12 protein-coding genes are annotated in these 19,207 nt (G+C 65.1%); 6 read left to right on the top strand and 6 right to left on the bottom strand.

The window, feature by feature from the left end; translation table 11 throughout:
* Complete coding sequence (locus tag AACO21_RS14165; protein ID WP_346193175.1) at positions 1–561, bottom strand: YqgE/AlgH family protein; 561 nt, start codon at positions 559–561, stop codon at positions 1–3.
* Between the two features lie 38 nt (positions 562–599).
* Between AACO21_RS14165 and AACO21_RS14160 the strand changes: the two genes are divergently transcribed.
* On the top strand, positions 600–2,012 hold the full coding sequence (locus tag AACO21_RS14160; RefSeq protein ID WP_346193174.1) for a deoxyribodipyrimidine photo-lyase: 1,413 nt from the start codon (positions 600–602) through the stop codon (positions 2,010–2,012).
* 25 nt (positions 2,013–2,037) lie between these two features.
* Here AACO21_RS14160 and AACO21_RS14155 read toward each other — a convergent pair whose 3' ends face one another.
* From AACO21_RS14155 to AACO21_RS14135, 5 genes are read right to left on the bottom strand one after another with little or no spacing between them, the layout of a single operon-like run.
* Entirely contained in the window at positions 2,038–7,602 is a 5,565-nt protein-coding gene (locus AACO21_RS14155; RefSeq protein WP_346193217.1) for an Hpt domain-containing protein, read from the bottom strand.
* 20 nt (positions 7,603–7,622) lie between these two features.
* Positions 7,623–9,737: a methyl-accepting chemotaxis protein gene (locus AACO21_RS14150; RefSeq protein ID WP_346193173.1), complete on the bottom strand. Its 2,115-nt coding sequence runs from the start codon at positions 9,735–9,737 to the stop codon at positions 7,623–7,625.
* 33 nt (positions 9,738–9,770) lie between these two features.
* Complete coding sequence (locus AACO21_RS14145) at positions 9,771–10,283, bottom strand: chemotaxis protein CheW (protein WP_346193172.1); 513 nt, start codon at positions 10,281–10,283, stop codon at positions 9,771–9,773.
* 5 nt (positions 10,284–10,288) lie between these two features.
* Positions 10,289–10,654, bottom strand: coding sequence for a response regulator (locus AACO21_RS14140; protein WP_346193171.1), 366 nt, complete (start codon positions 10,652–10,654; stop codon positions 10,289–10,291).
* Positions 10,655–10,657: 3 nt separating this feature from the next.
* The gene (locus AACO21_RS14135; RefSeq protein ID WP_346193216.1) at positions 10,658–11,035 is read right to left on the bottom strand and encodes a response regulator; all 378 of its coding nucleotides are present in this window, start codon (positions 11,033–11,035) and stop codon (positions 10,658–10,660) included.
* 133 nt (positions 11,036–11,168) lie between these two features.
* On the opposite strand from AACO21_RS14135, the gene AACO21_RS14130 reads away from it, so the two are divergent.
* The 5 genes from AACO21_RS14130 to AACO21_RS14110 all read left to right on the top strand — a co-directional run bounded on the left by AACO21_RS14130 (position 11,169) and on the right by AACO21_RS14110 (position 19,206).
* On the top strand, positions 11,169–12,134 hold the full coding sequence (locus tag AACO21_RS14130; protein ID WP_346193170.1) for a hydroxymethylpyrimidine/phosphomethylpyrimidine kinase: 966 nt from the start codon (positions 11,169–11,171) through the stop codon (positions 12,132–12,134).
* Entirely contained in the window at positions 12,121–12,756 is a 636-nt protein-coding gene (gene thiE / locus AACO21_RS14125) for a thiamine phosphate synthase (protein WP_346193169.1), read from the top strand. The genes AACO21_RS14130 and thiE overlap by 14 nt, the downstream gene beginning before the upstream one ends.
* A gap of 3 nt (positions 12,757–12,759) precedes the next feature.
* On the top strand, positions 12,760–14,049 hold the full coding sequence (hemL, locus tag AACO21_RS14120) for a glutamate-1-semialdehyde 2,1-aminomutase (RefSeq protein WP_346193168.1): 1,290 nt from the start codon (positions 12,760–12,762) through the stop codon (positions 14,047–14,049).
* A gap of 207 nt (positions 14,050–14,256) precedes the next feature.
* The gene (locus tag AACO21_RS14115) at positions 14,257–16,926 is read left to right on the top strand and encodes a chemotaxis protein CheW (RefSeq protein ID WP_346193167.1); all 2,670 of its coding nucleotides are present in this window, start codon (positions 14,257–14,259) and stop codon (positions 16,924–16,926) included.
* 69 nt (positions 16,927–16,995) lie between these two features.
* Positions 16,996–19,206 (top strand): SulP family inorganic anion transporter, encoded by a 2,211-nt coding sequence (locus tag AACO21_RS14110; RefSeq protein ID WP_346193166.1) that lies wholly within the window; start codon positions 16,996–16,998, stop codon positions 19,204–19,206.
* Position 19,207: the final 1 nt, after the last annotated feature.

Here is a 19,207-nt window from a genome sequence, read left to right as displayed (position 1 = left end):
TCAGGCGTGCCCGGCCACGTCGGAGAGCTGCGAGAAGCTGATTCCGAGTTGCTGCATGGCCGCCGGCAAACGTTCTTCAGGCGGCAGGTCGAACAGGATGGTCGGCTGGGCACGGACGGTCAACCAGGAATTCTGGGCCAATTCGTCCTCCAGCTGGCCACCCTCCCACCCGGCGTAGCCGAGCGAGACAAGCAGGTCGGAAGCATGGCTGCCGCTGCCCACGGCGAGCAGCACATCGCGGGAGCTGGTCAGGCCCACCTCGGCATTGACCTTGAGGGTCGATTGCCAGAGGCCGATCGGGCGATGCAGCACGAAGCCGCGATCCAGCTGCACCGGACCGCCGAAATAAACCGGCAATTTGGCCAAGCCGGTGTTCTCGAGCTTGATGTCGATTTTTTCGAACAGACCGGCCAGATCGAGATCGAGGGGGCGATTGACGATGATGCCCAAAGCCCCGTTTTCGTTGTGCTCGCACACATAGACCAGCGAGTTGGCGAAATACGGGTCTTCCAGGGTCGGCATGGCGATCAGGAAGTGATCGGTGAGGTTGACGCTATCCATTGGTGGAATTTTAATCGCCGCCGGAGGACAAACCAACCATGAACACCGAAAAAGCCCTCGTCTGGTTCCGTCGCGACCTGCGCGACACCGACCACGCCCCGCTCGCCGCCGCCCTCAGCCAGGCCGGGCAGGTCTATTGCGTCTTCGTTTTTGACCGCAGCATTCTCGATGCCTTGCCCAGCCGCGCGGACCGGCGCGTGGACTTCATCCACGGCAGCCTGGTCGCACTCGATGCTGCCTTGCGCGCCCGCGGCGGCGGCCTGATCGTCCGGCATGGACACACCCAGGACGAGATTCCCGCACTCGCCCAGCACCTCGGCGTCGACCACGTTTTTGCCGGCCGGGACTACGAGCCGGCCGCCAAAACGCGTGACGCCGAGGTCGGCGAACGCCTTGCCGCCCGGGGCATCCGCCTGCATCTCGTCAAGGATCAGGCTGTTTTCGATGGCGACAGCGTGCTGACCCAGGCCGGCAAGCCCTTCACGGTGTTCACCCCCTACAAGAATGCCTGGCTGAAGCGCCTGACCGCGGCCGACATCGCGCCCATCGACAGCCGGGGCGCGCTGGCCCCCGCCCCCGAAGGCAGCATCCCCAGCCTGGCGGAAATCGGCTTTGCCCCGACCAATCTGGCCGCGCTCGGCATCGAACCCGGCATGGCCGGGGCAGCGCGCCTTTGGGCGGATTTTTGCGCCGGGCGCCTGCAGCGCTACGCCAGCCTGCGCGATTTTCCCGCCATCAAGGGCGTCAGCTATCTCTCGGTGCATCTGCGCTTCGGCACCCTCTCGATTCGCGAACTGGCCCGCACCGCGCTGGCCGAGCAGGCCGACAGCTGGCTCAACGAGCTGATTTGGCGCGATTTTTATTTCATGATCATGGACCGTTTTCCGCATGCCGCCGTACGGGCTTTCAAGCCGGAATACGATGCCATCCAGTGGGACGACTGGCCGGAAGGCCTGGCCGCCTGGCAACAGGGGCGCACCGGCTACCCGCTGGTCGACGCGGCGATGCGCCAACTCAATCACAGCGGCTGGATGCACAACCGCCTGCGCATGGTCGTGGCCTCGTTCCTGACCAAGGATCTGGGCATCGACTGGCGCCAGGGCGAACGCTACTTCGCCGACTGGCTGAACGACTTCGATCTTTCGGCGAATAACGGCGGCTGGCAGTGGGCGGCCTCCAGCGGCTGCGATGCCCAACCCTATTTCCGGATTTTCAATCCGGTCACCCAGTCCGAAAAGTTCGACCCGGAAGGCCGCTTCATCCGCCGCTATGTCCCGGAACTGGCCCGCGTGCCGGACAAATACCTGCACGCCCCCTGGACCCTGCCCCGCCGCGAGCAGGAAGCCCTCGGCGTGATCATCGGCCGGGATTACCCGGCCCCCATCGTCAACCATGCGGCCGCGCGCGAAAAAACGCTGGCACGCTACAGCGTCGTCAAAAAAGGGGGATGAAAAACGGTTGACCGTCGGCCGACGGTCAACCTACAACCGGCGCCGATTTCCGGCAGTAGCCGCCGACCAGTCGCAGCAGCACCTCTTCGTCATACGGCTTGCCGAGGTAATGGTCGGCGCCGATCTCGATCGCGTACTGACGGTGCTTGTCCGCCGTGCGCGAGGTAATCATGATGATCGGGATGTTCTTCAGGCGGGCATCGGCACGCACGTTGCGGACAAGGTCAAAGCCATCCATGCGCGGCATTTCGATGTCGGAGAGGATGACGTGCGGCTGCAGATCGACCAGATGCTCCAGCGCCTCGACCCCGTCCTTGGCCAGCACCACCTGATACCCTTCGCGGGCCAGCAGGCGGCTCGTGATCTTGCGGACGGTCAGCGAATCGTCGACCACCAGCACGGTCGGCAAGGTGCTCGGTGCGTCGGCCGCAGCCTGCGTATCGACCGGCGCCGGTACGGCATGGGCCTGGGTCAGACGGCTGGCCAGCGCCACCGGGTTCAGGATAAGCACCACCTGCCCGTCACCCAGCACCGTTGCCCCGGCCATACCGACCACACGGGCGAGCTGGGGACCGAGGTTCTTGACCACCACTTCCTGGTTGCCTTGCAGGGCATCGACCTGCACGGCCACGCGCTGCGTCCCGGAACGCAACAGCAGCACCCAGTACTGGCGGTGCATTTCCGGCATGGCGGCCAGATCCCCCAGCAGGTGCGGCAGGAAATGGAAGGGGTAGCGATTGCCCTGCCATTGCGCCTCGCCCTGGGCGCGCAGTTCAGCCAGCGGCCCTTCCTTGAGTTCCAGCACCTGCTCGATCATGGTCGAGGGAATGGCGTGAATGCGGCTGCCGACCCGAACCAGCAAGGTTTGCGTCACCGCCAGCGAAAGCGGCAGGTACAGACGGAAGGTCACGCCCTGCCCGGCTTCCGAGCTGGTTTCGATGCGCCCGCCGAGCGCGGCGACTTCGGTCTTCACGACATCCATGCCGACGCCTCGGCCGGCCACGGCAGAGAGGGCATCGGCCGTAGTGAAGCCCGGATGGAAAATGAATTCGTTCAGCGTCTGGGCGTCGACCGTCTGGCCCGGCGCCAGCAGCCCCATGGCCTCGGCCCGGGCGCGCAGGCGGGCCGGATCAAGGCCGCGCCCGTCGTCGCGCAGGGTGATGATGATTTCACTGCCTTCCTGCGCCACGCCCAAGGTGATTTCGCCGTTGTCCGCCTTGCCGGCTGCCTGGCGTTCGGCCACGCTTTCGATGCCGTGGGTCACGGCATTGCGCAGCATGTGCTCGAGCGGCGCCACCATCTTGTCGAGCACGGTGCGATCGATATCGACCTTGCCGCCGGTGATGTCGAGGTGGGCGCGCTTGCCGAGCTCCTTGGCGGTCTGACGCACAACGCGGTAGAGACGCTCCGCCTGACTGTCGAAAGGCAGCATGCGGACGTTCATCAGCTCCTGCTGGAGGCTGCGGTTCAAGCGCGCTTGGGCGAGGATGGCGGCGTTCGCATCATCGAGATTCTTGAGCAGGTTTTGCTGGACGGTCGCCACGTCATTGACCGACTCGGCCATGAAGCGCGTGAGTTCCTGGAAGCGCGTGAAGCGGTCCAGCTCCAGCGGGTCGAACTCGGCATCGCCGCCCGGTGCCTGCGCCACACGCGCCTGCATCTGGGTTTCGGCCTGAATTTCAATTTCGCGCAACTGGCGGCGCAGGCGGATCACGTTTTCCGTCAGGTCGAGCAGCGAGCCCTTCAGGCTGCGCATTTCGCCCTCGATCCGGGTTCGGGCAATGGAGAGTTCGCCCGCCTCGTTTACCAGCCGGTCAACCAGATCGGCGCGCACCCGCAGAACGGCTTTTTGCGCAGCCGTATCCGCTTCCGGCTCGGCTGTCGTCGCCGCAGCTGCCGCTGCCGCAACGGTTTCAGTGAGCGCTGCTTCGGAAGGCGGTGGGCCGTTGCGCAGACGTTCCACGGCCTGGGCCAGGGTATCGAAGGCCGTTTCCAGTTCGTTGAGCAGGTCGTCGCCGACGGCACCGGCCGCCTGCGTTTCCTCGATCTGGGTTTCCAGCAGGTGGGTGAACTCGCCCAGCGCCATCACGCCGGCCATGCGGGCATTGCCCTTGAAGGTATGGAGCATGCGGGCCAGGGCCTTCGGCGGCTGGTTATCCTCAGGATGGGCGCGCCAGGCACGCAGGCCGGCCACCAATTCACCCAGCTGATCGGCCGCTTCTTCCAGGAAGATGGGCAGCAGCTGCGGGTCGGGCACATCGTCCAGCAGGGCATCGAGCAAGGGCGAAGCCGCCGACGACGATGCCGAAGCAGCGTGATCGGCAGGCAGGGCTGACGGTTCGGGTTCGGGTTCGGCTGCCGTCTCGGTGATGTCGTCGTCCACGGCCGGTGGCGGCGCGTCCGGCACCACGGAGAGGCTGGCGCGGCGCGGCAGCGGGATGATTTCCGCCTCATGCGGGGCCGCTTCCGCTGCTGCCTCCGGCGCTGGCGGATAGAGGCCTTCCAGCGTTGCCAGCAGGTCACCTTGCGCGACCAGCGTCTGGCCGCTGCTCACGGCAAGCAACATGGCTTCCAGGGTCAGTACCGCCTGATGCACGGTTTCCAGATCGTCCGGCTGCTCGGGGTGGGCCGACCCATCGCGCCGCAAGAGGGCGTGTTCGAGGGCAATGCCCAGATGATGGATCGGCAGCAGGCCGACCGTTCCTGCGATCCCGCCCAGGGTGTGGGCGGCGCGGGTCATCTCGAACTTGGTCGGGGCCGTCGGCGTGGCGAGCAGGGCATCGATTTCGTGCTGCAGGGTCTGCAGGTGGCCCTGTGCTTCGGCCTTGAAAATATCGATCAGCGTGAGCGCCGGCGCAGCAGGTTGGACGAGCGGTTCAGCGGGCGGCTCGGCGTCCGGCGCCGGGGGCGCACGCTCGGCGAGGGCCGGGAGGGCATCTGCGTCCGCGTCTGCATCCGCATTTGCCGCCAGGTCCGCTTCGACAACCGGCGCTGGTTCATCCGCCAGCAGGTCGGAGAGCGCCTCGGCGGCAGCCGAGAGTTGCAGGTCGTCGTCGGTGGTCACCGCAGTCTCGGGCACCACCGGCATATCGAGTTCGACGACGGTCGACGGTGCCTCAAGCGGCATTTCCGGCGCGGGCAGCGCCACTGTCTGCACGGCAGGCGCGGCCGCTTCGCCGGGCAGTACGGCAGCCAGCGTATCCTCACCGCGCAAGGCACGGGCCCGGTCAATCAGGGGACGCGGGTCGGGCACGGCACCGGCGTGGTCGGCCAGATGGGCCACCCATGCCGAGAACAAACCGTGCTCGGCATCCACCAGCCCGACCAGATCGGGCGTGATGGCGTGTTCCTGGCGCAACCAGAGGTTGTAAGTCTGCTCAAGCTCCCAGGCCGTCTCACCCAGGTCTTTCAGGCCGACCATGCGGCCCGAGCCCTTGAGGGTATGGGTGGCACGCCGGATGACGGTCAGGGCATCCTGAGCGCCGGCTGCTTCGTTCAACGCATCGCGCGCCGCCGCGAGGGTATCGAGAACTTCACGGGCTTCGGTGAGGAAGATGTCGAGCAGCTCGGCATCGATTTCGGCATGGCTGGCCTGGGCCAGCTGCAGCACTTCCGGCGAGGGTGCCGGCGCCTCGGCCGTCACCGGGGCCAGACCGCTCACCGCGGCATCGACTTCACCGGCCTGCAGGGCCGCCAGCGCCGCCTTGGCCGAATCGCCCAAGGTGCGGTCGGCCACCAGATCGGCGTCTTTCTGGATGGATTGCAGATTGTCGCGCAGCGCGGCCTGCAGGTCGGCATCGTCCGGCGTCGCTGCCAGGGCTTGCGCCATGGCCTGAGCATCCCGCGCCTGACGGGCCAGCTGGTCCTCGACGCGCTCGGCGGGCACCTCGGTTTCCGGCACGTCAGCGGGGTCGACCGTCGGCGTGCCGGCGATCCGGCGAGCAAAGGCCTCGAAATCGCGCTCGCCGCCCGGCAAGGCCTCCACGAAGAAGCCGATCAGGGAGAGTTCGCGCGCCAGTTGCTCGAAATCGGCGGCATCCGGCACATAGTCCGCCGCAGCAAAATGCTGGATCTGCTCACCGCAGGCCTTGAGGCGCTGCACCGCCGGGAAGTGTCCCAGCATGGCGAGTGCGCCCGCCACCTGGCGCAAGGGTGCATCCAGTGCTGGTAGGTCGGCCCGACGAGCCGGGTCGCGGAAAAAGGCATCGAGCGACTGTTCGATCTGGGCCAGATTGTTCTGGATTTCCCGCGCCACCTGACCAATGAGCAACTTTTCCTGGGCCCGGCGCATCATCTCGTCCAGCCCCGGCACGCTCTCTTCTTCCGGCAGACGGCCGGCAATGCAGGCATACAGACGGGCGACCATGACGTCGACCTGGCGGGCGAAATCGGTACCGAGCTGGCGGAAATGCGCCTGGGCATCCTGCAGCAGCAAAATGGCCGTCGCCACTTCCATGCCGATGCCCTCGCTCAGCCGGCGCGGTTCTTCAGCCAACCAGCCGCCCATCGCAGCCAGGCCCTGGCCCAGGCGCTTGAGGTCGGTCAGGCCGACCTGCTCGGTCAGGCTCGAGACCGTGCGCGCCAGTTCGGCAAAGGCCGGCATGCTGCCGGCACTCCCGGCACAGACTTTGGCCCAGAGCTCCTCGGTCTGCATCAGGACTTCGCGCAGACGATGCAAGGCCGCACTTTCTGGCGGACGCCCTTCGCCGGCGCTGGCCGGCAACAGGGTATCCAAGCGGTACGCCGCCTGCATTTCGGCCACCAGCGGGCGATTCTCTGCGGTCGCGCGGGCCACGTGATAAAGCACTTCGCGCATCAGGCGCTCGGCAAAACCGCCACTGCCTTCGAGCAGGCGCCGGATCTGGGCATCAATCCGGGAGACCAGCGGACGCACATGCGCATCGGCGCGCAGCGCCGGATCGCCCATCGCTTCCAGGAATGCGGCGGCAGCCCGCCAGAAAGCCTGGGCGGCGGGCAAGGTCTGGGTCTGCTCGATCTCGACCAGGGCATCCTGCATGGTCTGCCGGGCGCTATCCGCTGCCTCCGGCTGCTTCAGCCAGCCAAGCAGGCCTTTCTGAAAACGCATGCGGGCCTGCTTGAGGCGTTGCGCCAGCTGCGCCGGATCGGCAATGGCGGCCACCTCGCGGCGTGCCGGCCGCAGGCTGAGATCGGGGTAAAACAGATCGCCGGGCTGGGCATCGGTCCGGCCGCTCACACCGGCCAAGGCGAGATAGGCATCGGCCAGACGTAGCGGCTGATTCGGCTCGCCCGCCATGAGTTCATCGAGATAGGCGCGCAAGGCCTGAACACCGGCCGCGATGACGCCCAGTGAGGCCGGCTCGGCCCGGCCTTCCTCGAGGGCCAGCAGGGCTGCCTCGAGAACGCCCGTCAGTTCACTGACACCATCGAGCCCGACGATGGCAAGGGCGCCATTCACCTGATGGATGTGGCTGCGACAAAAGCGCAGTTGGGTCGCATCGCCGGCATCGCCATAGACACCGAGGGCCTGACTGGCCTTGTCGAGCGCCTGGTCGATTTCCGGTTTGACCCAGGTCAGCGGCCCGAGGTCGAATTCGCTGCTCACATCCATCATCGTTCGCCGTCAGGAAATCAATCCACCTTGAAGCCGGCCACCGAGCCCTTGAGTTCGGAAGCCAGTGCCGTCAGTTCGTCGACCGCTTCTGCCGTTCGCTGCGTACCGGCCGTCGTCTGCTCGGTAACGCGCAGGATGTCCTGCATCAGCGTGGCCACGTTGGTCGCGGAATTGGCCTGGGTCTGCGTTGCGCGGGAAATGCTCTGGATCAGCTCGGCCAGACTGCGTGACACCTGTCCGATCTCGGACAGCGCCTGACCGGCCGCATCGGACAGCTTGGCCCCTTCGACCACACCCTGGGTCGATTGCTCCATCGCGGAGACGGCACCCTGGGTATCGGTCTGAATGGTCTTCACAATCGCCGCAATCTGCTTGGTTGCTTCGGCGGAACGTTCAGCCAGTCGCTGCACTTCTTCCGCCACCACCGTGAAGCCGCGCCCGGCTTCACCGGCAGAGGCGGCCTGAATGGCGGCGTTCAGAGCGAGCACGTTGGTCTGTTCGGTAATGTCCGAAATCAGTTCCACGATTTCACCGATCTCCTGCGAGCTTTCGCCGAGGCGCTTGATCCGCTTCGAGGTTTCCTGAATCTGGTTGCGGATTTCGTTCATGCCCTTGATCGAGTCATGCACGGCCTGCGTCCCTTTTTCAGCGGCCTGCAGCGACTGGCGCGCCACCTGCACGGACTGGGTCGCGTTGGTCGAAACCTCGTTCATGGACTGCGCCATGGTCAAGGCCGAGGTACCGGCTTCCTGAATTTCCTCGGACTGACGTTCGGCAGCGGAGAGCAACTCGCCGGAAGTCTGGCGGGCGATCTCGGTCGCGTGCGTCACCCGGGTTGCCGCATCATTGATACGACCGACCAGGATGCGCAGTTCTTCAATGGTGTAGTTGATCGAGTCTGCGATGGCGCCCGTGATGTCCTCACTCACGGTCGCAGTGACGGTCAGGTCGCCGTCCGCAAGGTCGCCGAGTTCGTTCATCAGACGCAGAATGGCGTCCTGGTTGGCGCGGTTGGTCTGTTCCGAGGCCAAGCGCTGCGCTTCGGCTTCACGCGCACGGCGGGTGGTATCGTCGAGATAGACCTTGGCAAGCAGGGCCAGCGTGGCAATGGCGATGACCACCAGCACCAGCAGGGTCAGGTTGAGCAGGGTACGGCTACCCAGCGCGTCCTGATAGGCTGCGGCCAGATCGTCGGTGGCTTTGAGCAGGTCATCGCTGTCGCGGAAGATGCGGGAACCGGATTGCTTGGCCAGCACCAGCGGCTGCATGTTGCCGAGAATGCCCGAGATGGCGCCCTGATATTCCTTGAAAGCACCGTCCAGATCGCCCAGCTTTTCGCGCGTTTCCGCATCGTTGTGGCCGGACAGGCGGAGCACCTCGCTCCCCTTGGCCAGGCCGGTCAGGATGTCGCGGAAGGAGTTGGTGTCCTTGCCCAGCAGGAAGGCCACTTCCGGGTTGATTTCGTCACCGACGAGCAGGGCAGCCGCGTTCTTGGCAATGCGCTGCGTCAACATCACCAGCTGGTTGGCTGCCGCGATTTCCCGTGCATTGCCGCCGGACTGGAGCTTGAGCGCGGCCACCTGCTCGGTCAGCTCGAGCATGATCGCGTTCTTGTTATCGATGGTGGCCACGTTGCGACCCAGTTCGATCAGGGTTTTTTCCTGTTCGATCACGGTCAACGCTTCTTTATCCGTCGTTTTCCAGCGTTCCATCAAGCCATCGACCAGCGCGCGGGCATCGCCGGAGGAGGCCGGCACCGACACGCCGGTGATGTCGCCCCCCTCCGACAAGCGGGTCAGCAGGCTGCCAAAGGTTTCGCGGGATTCACGCAACTGGGCGAAAGCCGACGGGTTGCCCTGAATGGCGAGGGTCGACGCCTTGGCCAGCCGCTGCGACAACATGCGCATTTCACCGGCGGCGGAAATATACGCCGTGCCATAGGCCGACTCGCGGTTATCGTAGAACACCAGCGAGGCGATGAGCAGCAGCAGGACCACGAAGATCCCGCCCAGGGTTTTCATCTGCTGCAGCACCGACTGGCCGCTCAGGAAAGCCGGCAAAGCGATCCCGCCGCCAGCAGACGGCGCCTCTCCCTGTTCAGTGCGTTTCGGCAGCTTGAAGCTGAAAGCCATTTAATTTCCTCCCTGAATGCCGGATGTCGCCGGTCATCCTTCGATATTCATGAATTCCGGGTCCGCCAGCAATTCGCGGACAGCCAGTTTTTTCCAGCGCGTGCCTTGTCCATCCTGCAGCACCGCAGCCTGCCAGGCGGGCGCATCGGCCTCCTGGGGCAGCACCTCGAACTCCGCCGGGTTTTTCAGACCCAGCATGCGCGACACGAGCAGGGCGGCGTTCGAGCCATGCCGGACACCAATCAGCAGGAGCCGGGTCTGCGGAGAAACAGGCGTCGGCACGCCCCCGCAAAAGCGGGAAAAATCCGTCACGGCATAGAGATTGCCGCGAATGTTCGCGACGCCGGCAAACCAGGGCCGCGTCAGCGGTACCGACGTCACCTCCGGGGCCTGAATGATCTCGCCGCTGTCGGACAGATCGACCAGCCAGCGCGACTCGCCCACCTCCAGACCGAGCCAGGAGGCAGCACGGGCGCCTTGGGCGGCCGAGGTCAGGCGTTCGGCCAGATAGGCCTGAAAATCACGGAGACGGGTCTTGGATGCCATGGCGCTCAGGGCATGGCGGCAATGCGCTGCAACAGTTCCTCGGGATTCAGCGGCTTGACGAGATAGTCGACCGCCCCCTGACGCATCCCCCAGATTTTGTCGGTTTCCTGACCCTTGCTGGTGCAGACGATGACCGGGATTTCCTTGGTGTCATCATCGCGGGTCAGGGTACGCGTGGCCTGATAACCGTTCAGGCCGGGCATCACCACATCCATCAGGATCAGGTCCGGCTTCAGGGTCTTGGCCTTGGCGATGCCTTCCTCGCCGTTTTCTGCCGTACTGACCTGATAGCCAGCACGCGTCAGCACGTCCACAGTAAAGAAACGCTCGGTCGGCGAATCGTCAACGACAAGAATATGTTTGACGGGCATGCATTACTCCACACACGATGCGGCAGCCGGCGGCAGGGCGAACTCGGCCACAGTCTGCAGCAGGCTGTCTTTGGTAAAGGGTTTGGTCAGGTATTGGTCGGAGCCGACCATGCGGCCACGCGCCCGGTCGAACAGGCCATCCTTCGAGGACAGCATGATCACGGGGGTCGCCTTGAAACGGGGGTGTTTCTTGATCAGGGAACAGGTCTGATACCCGTCGAGGCGCGGCATCATGATGTCGCAGAAAATGATCTGCGGCTGGTGATCGTTGATTTTGGCAAGCGCATCGAAGCCGTCCTCGGCGAGCACGACCTGACACCCGGCCTGCACGAGAAAAATCTCGGCACTCCGGCGAATCGTGTTGCTATCGTCGATGACCATGACCTTGATGCCATGCAACCTGGATAAATCAGCCACGCCTTTTCCCCAGCCCCTCACTCCCGGCCCCTGACGGGGCGCTTCTATCCTGTTCATCATACATCGAAAGTCCGGTGCGAACATCCCTGCCAGCGGCATGAACTTGATCTGGGCGCAGGCGGGCAGCCGCGCCTTTCGGCTAGAATCCGGTCTCCAGATTTACCCCAAGCTTCAGCACGCTGATTCCGCCCGCATGAATTCACCCCAACCCGCAGCAACACCGCCGCAAGTGCTTGTCTTTGCCGCCAGCGACCCGTCCTCCGGCGCCGGCATCCAGGCCGACCTGCTGACCCTGGCCAGCCTGGGCTGCCACCCGTTGACCGCCCTGACGGCGCTGACTGTTCAGGACACGGTCGGCGTCCAGAGCATCCACCCGGTTAATCCTGAACTGCTGGAGCAGCAGGCACGCACCATTCTGGAAGACATGCCGGTGGTCGCCTTCAAGGTCGGCGTGCTGGGCAGCGTCGAGAACGTGCTCGCCGTGGCCGAAATCGTCGGGGACTACCCGGAAATCCCGCTCATCCTCGACCCGGTGCTGGCCTCCGGGCGCGGTGACGATCTTTCCGGCGAAGACATCATCCAGGCCATCCGCGAAATGCTCCTGCCGCAAACCACGCTGGTCACGCCCAACGCCCCGGAAGCGCGACGCCTGGCCGAGAACGACGAGGATGAAAGCGAGCCGGACATCGCCACCTGCGCTGAACGCCTGATCGCACTGGGGGTGCAATATGTGCTGATCACCGGCACGCACGAAAGCACGCCCGATGTCGTAAACACCTTGTACAGCCAGGAAGGCAAACTGCGCGAAGATCGCTGGCCCCGCCTGCCGGGCAGCTACCACGGTTCCGGCTGCACGCTGGCCTCGGCCATCACGGGCTGCATTGCCAACGGTGCCTCGATGGAAGAAGCGGTACGCGACGGCCAGGACTACACCTGGCAAACCCTGAAAAACGGCTTTCGTGGCGGCATGGGGCAGTTCATCCCGGATCGCCTGTTCTGGGCACGGGGCGATAACGACGATCCCGCCAGCGCGCCGGAGGACACCCCTGATGGCACGTCCTGAGATGCCCCTGCGCGGCCTCTATGCCATCACGCCGGACACCCCGGACGGTACGCGTCTGCTGGCCGATGTCGAGGCAGCCCTGCGCGGCGGTTGTCGCATCCTGCAATACCGCGACAAGCTGAGCGACAAGGCGGAACAGGTCGCCCGCGCCCGCGCCCTGCGCCGCCTGACCGCGGCCTTTGACGCCACCCTGCTGATCAACGACGACCTGGCCCTGGCCTGCCTGATCGGCGCCGACGGCGTCCATCTGGGTGGCGAAGATGGCTGCCTGGCCGCGGCCCGCGCCATTCTCGGTCCGGAACGCATCCTCGGCGCCTCCTGCTATGCCGATCTGGCGAATGCCGGCCCGGCGCTGGCGGGCGGTGCAGACTACATTGCCTTTGGCGCCGTCTATCCCTCGCCCACCAAGCCGCAAGCACCACGGGCGACGGTCGACCTCCTGCGCGAGGCCAAATCCGGCTTTGCTGCCCCCCTCTGCGCCATCGGCGGCATCACGCTCGACAACGCGCCGCCTTTGATGGCTGCCGGCGTTGACCTGCTCGCCGTCATCACCGACCTTTTTTCGGCGCCGGACATCGCCGCCCGCGCCGCCCAGTATCAACACTTATTCGAGAGAGCCTGACCCATGACTTCCCAATCCAGCTCACGCAACGAAGCCCTGTTTGCCCGCGCCCAGAAGCACATTCCCGGCGGCGTCAATTCGCCGGTGCGCGCCTTCCGCTCGGTCGGCGGCACGCCGCTCTTCTTCCAGAAAGGCGCCGGTGCCAAGGTGCAGGACGCCGATGGCACCTGGTACACCGACTACGTCGGCTCCTGGGGCCCGATGATCCTCGGCCACGCGCATCCGGAAGTCATCGCTGCCGTACAGGCCGCCGTCGTTGACGGCCTCTCCTTCGGCGCGCCGACCGAGAAGGAAGTCGAAATTGCCGACCTGCTCTGCGAGATGGTGCCGTCGATGGACATGGTGCGTCTGGTCTCTTCCGGCACCGAAGCGACCATGAGCGCCATCCGTCTGGCCCGCGGCTATACCGGCCGCGACATTCTGGTGAAATTCGAGGGCTGCTACCACGGCCATGCCGACAGCCTGCTGGTCAAGGCCGGTTCCGGCCTGCTCACCTTCGGCAACCCGTCGTCCGGCGGCGTGCCGGCCGGCACCGCCGAATCGACCATGGTCCTCACCTACAACGATCCGCAAGGGCTGGCCGAGGCCTTCAAGGCCCATGGCGACAAGATCGCCGCCGTGATCGTCGAGCCGGTCGTCGGCAACATGAACCTGATCGCCCCGACTGCCGAGTTCCTGAAGGCCATGCGCGACCTGACCGCACAATACGGCGCCGTGCTGATTTTCGACGAAGTGATGACCGGCTTCCGCGTCGGCCTGAAGAGCGCCCAGGGCCTGTTCGGCATCACGCCGGACCTGTCCACCTTCGGCAAGGTAGTCGGCGGCGGCATGCCGATGGGCGCCTTCGGTGGCAAGCGCGAGATCATGGAAAAGATCGCCCCGCTCGGCCCCGTCTATCAGGCCGGCACGCTCTCCGGTAACCCGATCGCCACCGCCGCCGGTCTGGCCACGCTGAAGCTGATCCAGGCACCGGGTTTCTACGAGTCCCTGACCGCCAAGACCCAGGCGCTGTGCGATGGTCTGGTCTCGGCTGCAAAGAAGCACGGCGTTTCCTTCAGCGCCCAGCACATCGGTGGCATGTTCGGTCTCTACTTCGCCGATGCCTGCCCGGGCACCTACGATGCTGTGCTGGCCTGCGACAAGGAGGCCTTCAACCGCTTCTTCCACGCCATGATCGACGCCGGTCACTACTTCGCCCCGTCGGCCTTTGAAGCCGGCTTTGTCTCGGCGGCCCACACGGATGCCGATATCGCCGCCACCATCGCCGCCGCGGACGCCTACTTCAGCCGCTGAGCCGCCCAGACTCGGGCCCGCCCGGCCCGAGATGCCTGAATCGGGTTGCACCGCCACGGTGCAACCCGGCACCACGACGCACCACGTCCTTCCTCGCGCACTTACCTAATCGGGCCCCCTCCGCGCATTTTCGCGGATTTCCGACGGTCGACCGTCGGGCATCCTTTTTGCTGCACTGCAATACCGACATGCAGCAGGAGAAGGATCATGCGTAAGCGCAAAAGCCACCGTCCGGCCCTCAGCCTGGATTACCTGTCCGCCCACATGGGCGGCCTGGCCAACGATCGCCGCCGTCTGAACGAAATTCAGGCCGCTTACGACAATCTCAGCCTGCTCGGCCAACTGCTCTGCTCAGGCACTGACATCACCCGCATGCGGGAGGATTTCAACCGGCTGGCCAGTACCCTGCTCGAGCAACTGGCCCGCGAGCACCACAAGAAAGCCGTGCTCAACCTGGGTTCGGCCGCCCGCGTCTCGATCGACATCCTGACCCGCAACCTGTTCGAACGCACCGCCGACATCGGCTTTCTCGCCACCGATGACGACATCCAGGCCTTTGCCGAAGCGGTCGCCCACGAGCCCGCCGTCCGTGACGACCCGAGCTGGCAATACCGTCTGCACGCCCGCTTCAACGAATATGTCGCCAAGTATTCTGTCTATCACAACATCATCCTGCTCTCGCCCAGCGGCGAGGTGCTGATTCAGCTCGACGGGAACAATCCGGTAACCCACACCCAGGACCGCCTGCTCGGCGAGGCGCTGACCACCAGCGCCCCCTATGTCGAGGTCTTCCGCCCGACCGACCTGATTCCCGGCGAGGCCAGCCCGCTGGTGTATGCCTACCGCGTCATGTCGGCCGACGGTACCCAGCCGGTCGGCGTGCTCTGCCTGTGCTTCCGCTTTCAGGACGAATGCCGGCGCATCTTTGACAGTCTGGTCGCCGAGGATGACTGGTCCGTCCTCACCCTGCTCGATGCCGACCAGCGCGTGATTGCCAGCAGCGACCCCAACCAGTTCCCGCTCGGCGTCCGCCTGGAGGCCGTGCATGACGAGAGCTGCCGCGTCGTGCGCTTTGCCGGACGCGAATATCTCGCCACCACCCGCGCCGCCCAGGGTTACCAGGGCTATGCCGGACCGGGCTGGGTCGGCCATGCCCTCGCCCCGCTCAATCATGCCTTCGAAATGTCGGAAGCCCGCGAACTGGAAGCCGTGGCGGACGATGTCCTGGCCGGCGTGCTGGAAACAGCGAGCCTGTTCAGCCCGGAACTCAAAGCCATCCCGCAGAATGCCGCGACCATCCAGAGCGAACTCAACCGGGCCGTCTGGAACGGCTACGTCTGGCTGGTCCGGGACCCGGCCGCGGCGCAAAATGCGGCCTTTGCCAAGGTGCTGCTGCGCGAGATCGGCAGCACCGGGGTGCGTACCCGCAATGTCTTCAGTGAATCGATCACCAATCTCTACAAGACGGTGGTCTCTTCAGTCCTGTTCGACTGCGCCACGCAAGCGGCCCAAGCCATCGACATCATGGACCGCAACCTCTACGAGCGCGCCAACGACTGCCGCTGGTGGGCCCTGACGCGCAGCTTCCGCACCGCCCTGTCCGCACCCGGCGCGCCGGACAGCAGCCAGCGCGCCCGCTTGACCGACATCCTGCGCCGGATCAACGGCTTGTACACCGTCTACAGCAATCTGATCCTCTTCGACCGTCACGGCAAGGTGGTGGCAGTTTCCAACCCCGGCTACGGCGACTGGGTCGGCCAGACGCTGGGCGAAGGCTGGGTGCGCTCCGCGCTGGGGCTGGCGGACACCGGCAGCTATTGCGTCTCCGATTTCGCCCCCAGCGGCCTTTATGCGGGCCAGCCCACCTACATCTATGCGGCCACCGTACGCGAACCCGAGGGCAACGAACCGGTCGGCGGCATCGCCATCGTTTTCGATGCGGCACCGCAGTTCCGCGCCATGCTCGATGACGTGCTGCCCCGCCAGAGTGACGGCAGCGCCGTGCCGGGCGCCTTCGCCGTCTTCGCCGAACGAGATGGCCGGGTCATCGCCAGTACGCGGACGGACCTGCCCGCCGGCACGCCGCTGATGATCGGTTACGAATTTTTCAACCTGGCCCACGGCGACAACTGCACCAACATCGTGATTTTCGATGGCCGCTACTACGCCGTCGGCTCCTCGATGAGCGCCGGCTACCGCGAGTACAAGGGAGAAGAAGACCGCTACCGCAACGATATCGTCGCGCTGGTCTTCTCGCCGCTCTCCGAACACGTCATCGACGCCAGCGAACTGGCGCATCGCAGCGAGCGCCTGAGCAACACCTACACGAGTCGACTGGGCGGCAGCGGTGAACGTCTGGACATTGCCTGTTTCCATATCGGGCGCAACTGGTACGGCATCCGCTCGGCGCAAGTGGTCGAAGCCATCGATGCCGAGCGGCTGACGCCCATGCCCGGCCTGCCCGAACACTTTGCTGGCTGCGTCATGCACGAAGGCCAGGCCATCACCGTCCTCGACCTGGCCCACAAGCTCACGCCACAGCGCGCCGGACAGGAGCGCCGCCAGCATCGCCCCGGCACGGCCCGCCCGCAGATCATCGTCCTGCACTCGCCCCAGCATCAGCTCCGTTTCGGTATCCGGGTCGATCAGGTCGATGCCGTCTGCGAAGTGCCGGTCGCCGATATCGAGCCATTGCCGGACATGATGAATGACGGCAAGTCGGTCATTGAAAGCCTGGTCCGTCCGCAACCCGACAGTGGCGAACGGCGCATCCTGATCGTGCTGTCGGTCGATCGCATCATCGAGCGCCTGAGTCCGCACGGCGACCTCGGCAACACCGCCTGGCTGCCTGCCATGCTCGGCAACAAGATGGCCTGAACCCGGCCCCGGCTCACCCCGGGGCCCAAAAGCGCAGTAATATCCTCGTAAAAACGGGGAGAAAACAGCATGCGCGAGCTATTCAAGAAGCTCTACCAGACCGGGGATTTCTGGGGTGGCATTGCCGCCATGCTGGTCGCCCTGCCCGCCTCGATCGCGTTTGGTGTCACGGTGTATTCCGCGATTTCCCCGGGGCATGCGCCGCTCGGCGCCCTTGCCGGGATCATCGGCGCCATCGTCATCGGCTCGCTGGCCGCCGTGCTCGGCGGTACCGACCGCCTGATCAGCGCCCCCTGCGCCCCCGCCGCCGCGCTGCTCTCGGCTTTCGCCATCGAAATGGCACAGCAGAACCTGCCCGGCCATACCATCGTCCTGCTCATGTTGCTGCTCGGCGTGCTGGCCGGCCTGTTCCAGATTGTCTTCGGCTTCGTCGGCATCGGGCGCCTGATCAAATACATCCCCTATCCTGTGGTCAGCGGCTATCTGACCGCCGTCGGCCTGATCATCATCGGCAGCCAGCTGGCCAAGCTTCTGGGCACGCCCGCCGGCACCGGCCTGGTCGCCGCATTGACCGAGCACAGCCTTTGGGACTGGCGCGCCCTGGCAGTCGGCGGCACGACGATGCTGGTGATGTGGCTCGGCCCCCCCCTGACGACGCGCCTGCCCGGCACCATTCTCGGCATCCTGGCCGGTATCGCCTGTTACTTCGGTCTCGCCCTGCAAGACACCGCCCTCTTTTCCGTCAGCGACAACCCGCTCGTGATCGGCCCTTTCGGGGTGAGCAGCGATGGTTATCTGCAGGCCATCAGCGCGCGCTGGTACGACATTGGCGAACTCCGTCTCAATCAGGTTGGCGCCCTGATTGGCAACGCCCTGACCCTGGCCGTGCTGCTGTCCATCGACACCCTGAAAACCTGCGTCGTGCTCGACCAGATGACGCGCAGCCGGCACGCCCCCAATCGGGAACTGGTCGCGCAAGGGGTGGCCAACGCTGCAGCGAGTGCCATTGGCGGGATTCCTGGCGCGGGCACCATGGGCGCAACGCTGGTCAACCTCTCCAGCGGTGCCAAAACGCGGGCATCCGGGCTGATCGAAGGGATTTCCGCCCTCATCTTCGCCCTGCTGCTGGGCGGACTGCTGGCCTGGCTTCCAGTCTCTGCACTTGCCGGCATCCTGATCGTGGTGGGCCTGCGCATGATCGACCGTGGCCCGCTGCGCTTCGTGCAGTCGTCTGCCACCGTGCTCGATTTCGGCGTGGTTTTCATGGTCATCGCCGTCGCACTCACCATCGGCCTGCTGGCCGCCTCCGGTGTCGGCGTTGCCCTGGCCATCATCCTCTTTCTGCGCGAGCAGATTGGCGGTAGCGCCATCCGGCACAAGTTCTACGTCAATCAAATGTCCTCGCGCTGGCACCGCCCAGAATCGGAAACCCGCATCCTGGCCCAGAAAGGCGACCAGGCCGTCATTTTCGAACTACAGGGCAGCCTCTTTTTCGGCACCACCCAACAGCTTTACAGCGACATTGAACCCGAGCTCAAGCACCGCAACTTCATCATTCTCGACATGAAGCGGGTTCAGTCGGTCGATGTCACGGCCGCCCATCTGCTCTGCCAGCTGCGCGACAGTCTGGCGGAACGGAAAGCCCTGCTGATTCTGTCGAACGTGCGGGAAAACCTGCCCAACGGACGTAATTTGCGTGAATTTCTGGAACAAACCGGCGTGACAGATGGTTCCGACGCCATTCGACTTTTCCCGGAACTCGACAGTGCGATCGAATGGGTGGAAGACCATCTGCTCGGGGAGCATGACCGCGCCACGGCCAGCATGCCGGAGCAGCCGCTGGAACTGGCCGAGATGGAAATGTTCCAGGAGCGCAAGGACGAAACCCTGGCCGATCTTGAAGCCAAGCTCATCCGGCGCCACTACGCAGCGGGTGAAACCATCTATTCACGCGGCGAAGCGGGCGATGCGATCTATTTGATCCGTAGTGGCACGGTACACATCTACGCCCATCTGGGCGGCGGGCGCACCCGCCATATCGCCACCTTCGGCCGTGGTGACTTTTTCGGTGGTCTGGCCTTCCTCGACGGTCAACCGCGCGGCAACGATGCCATTGCCGCCACGGATGCCGAGTTTTTCATCCTGACCCAGGAGCAGTTCGCCCGCATCAGCGAGGAACATAAAAAGCTGGCGCTGACCGTCCTGCGCTCGCTGGCGCGCTCCCTGGCCCTGCGCCTGCGCCATGCCGACGCTGAAAACGCGATGCGCCAGGAATACTGAG

It is taken from the genome of Dechloromonas sp. ZS-1 (assembly GCF_039649255.1).
Lineage (GTDB): Bacteria > Pseudomonadota > Gammaproteobacteria > Burkholderiales > Rhodocyclaceae > Azonexus.
Note: the sequence above shows the minus strand (reverse complement) of the source record. Positions and strands in the feature narration are given on the sequence as shown.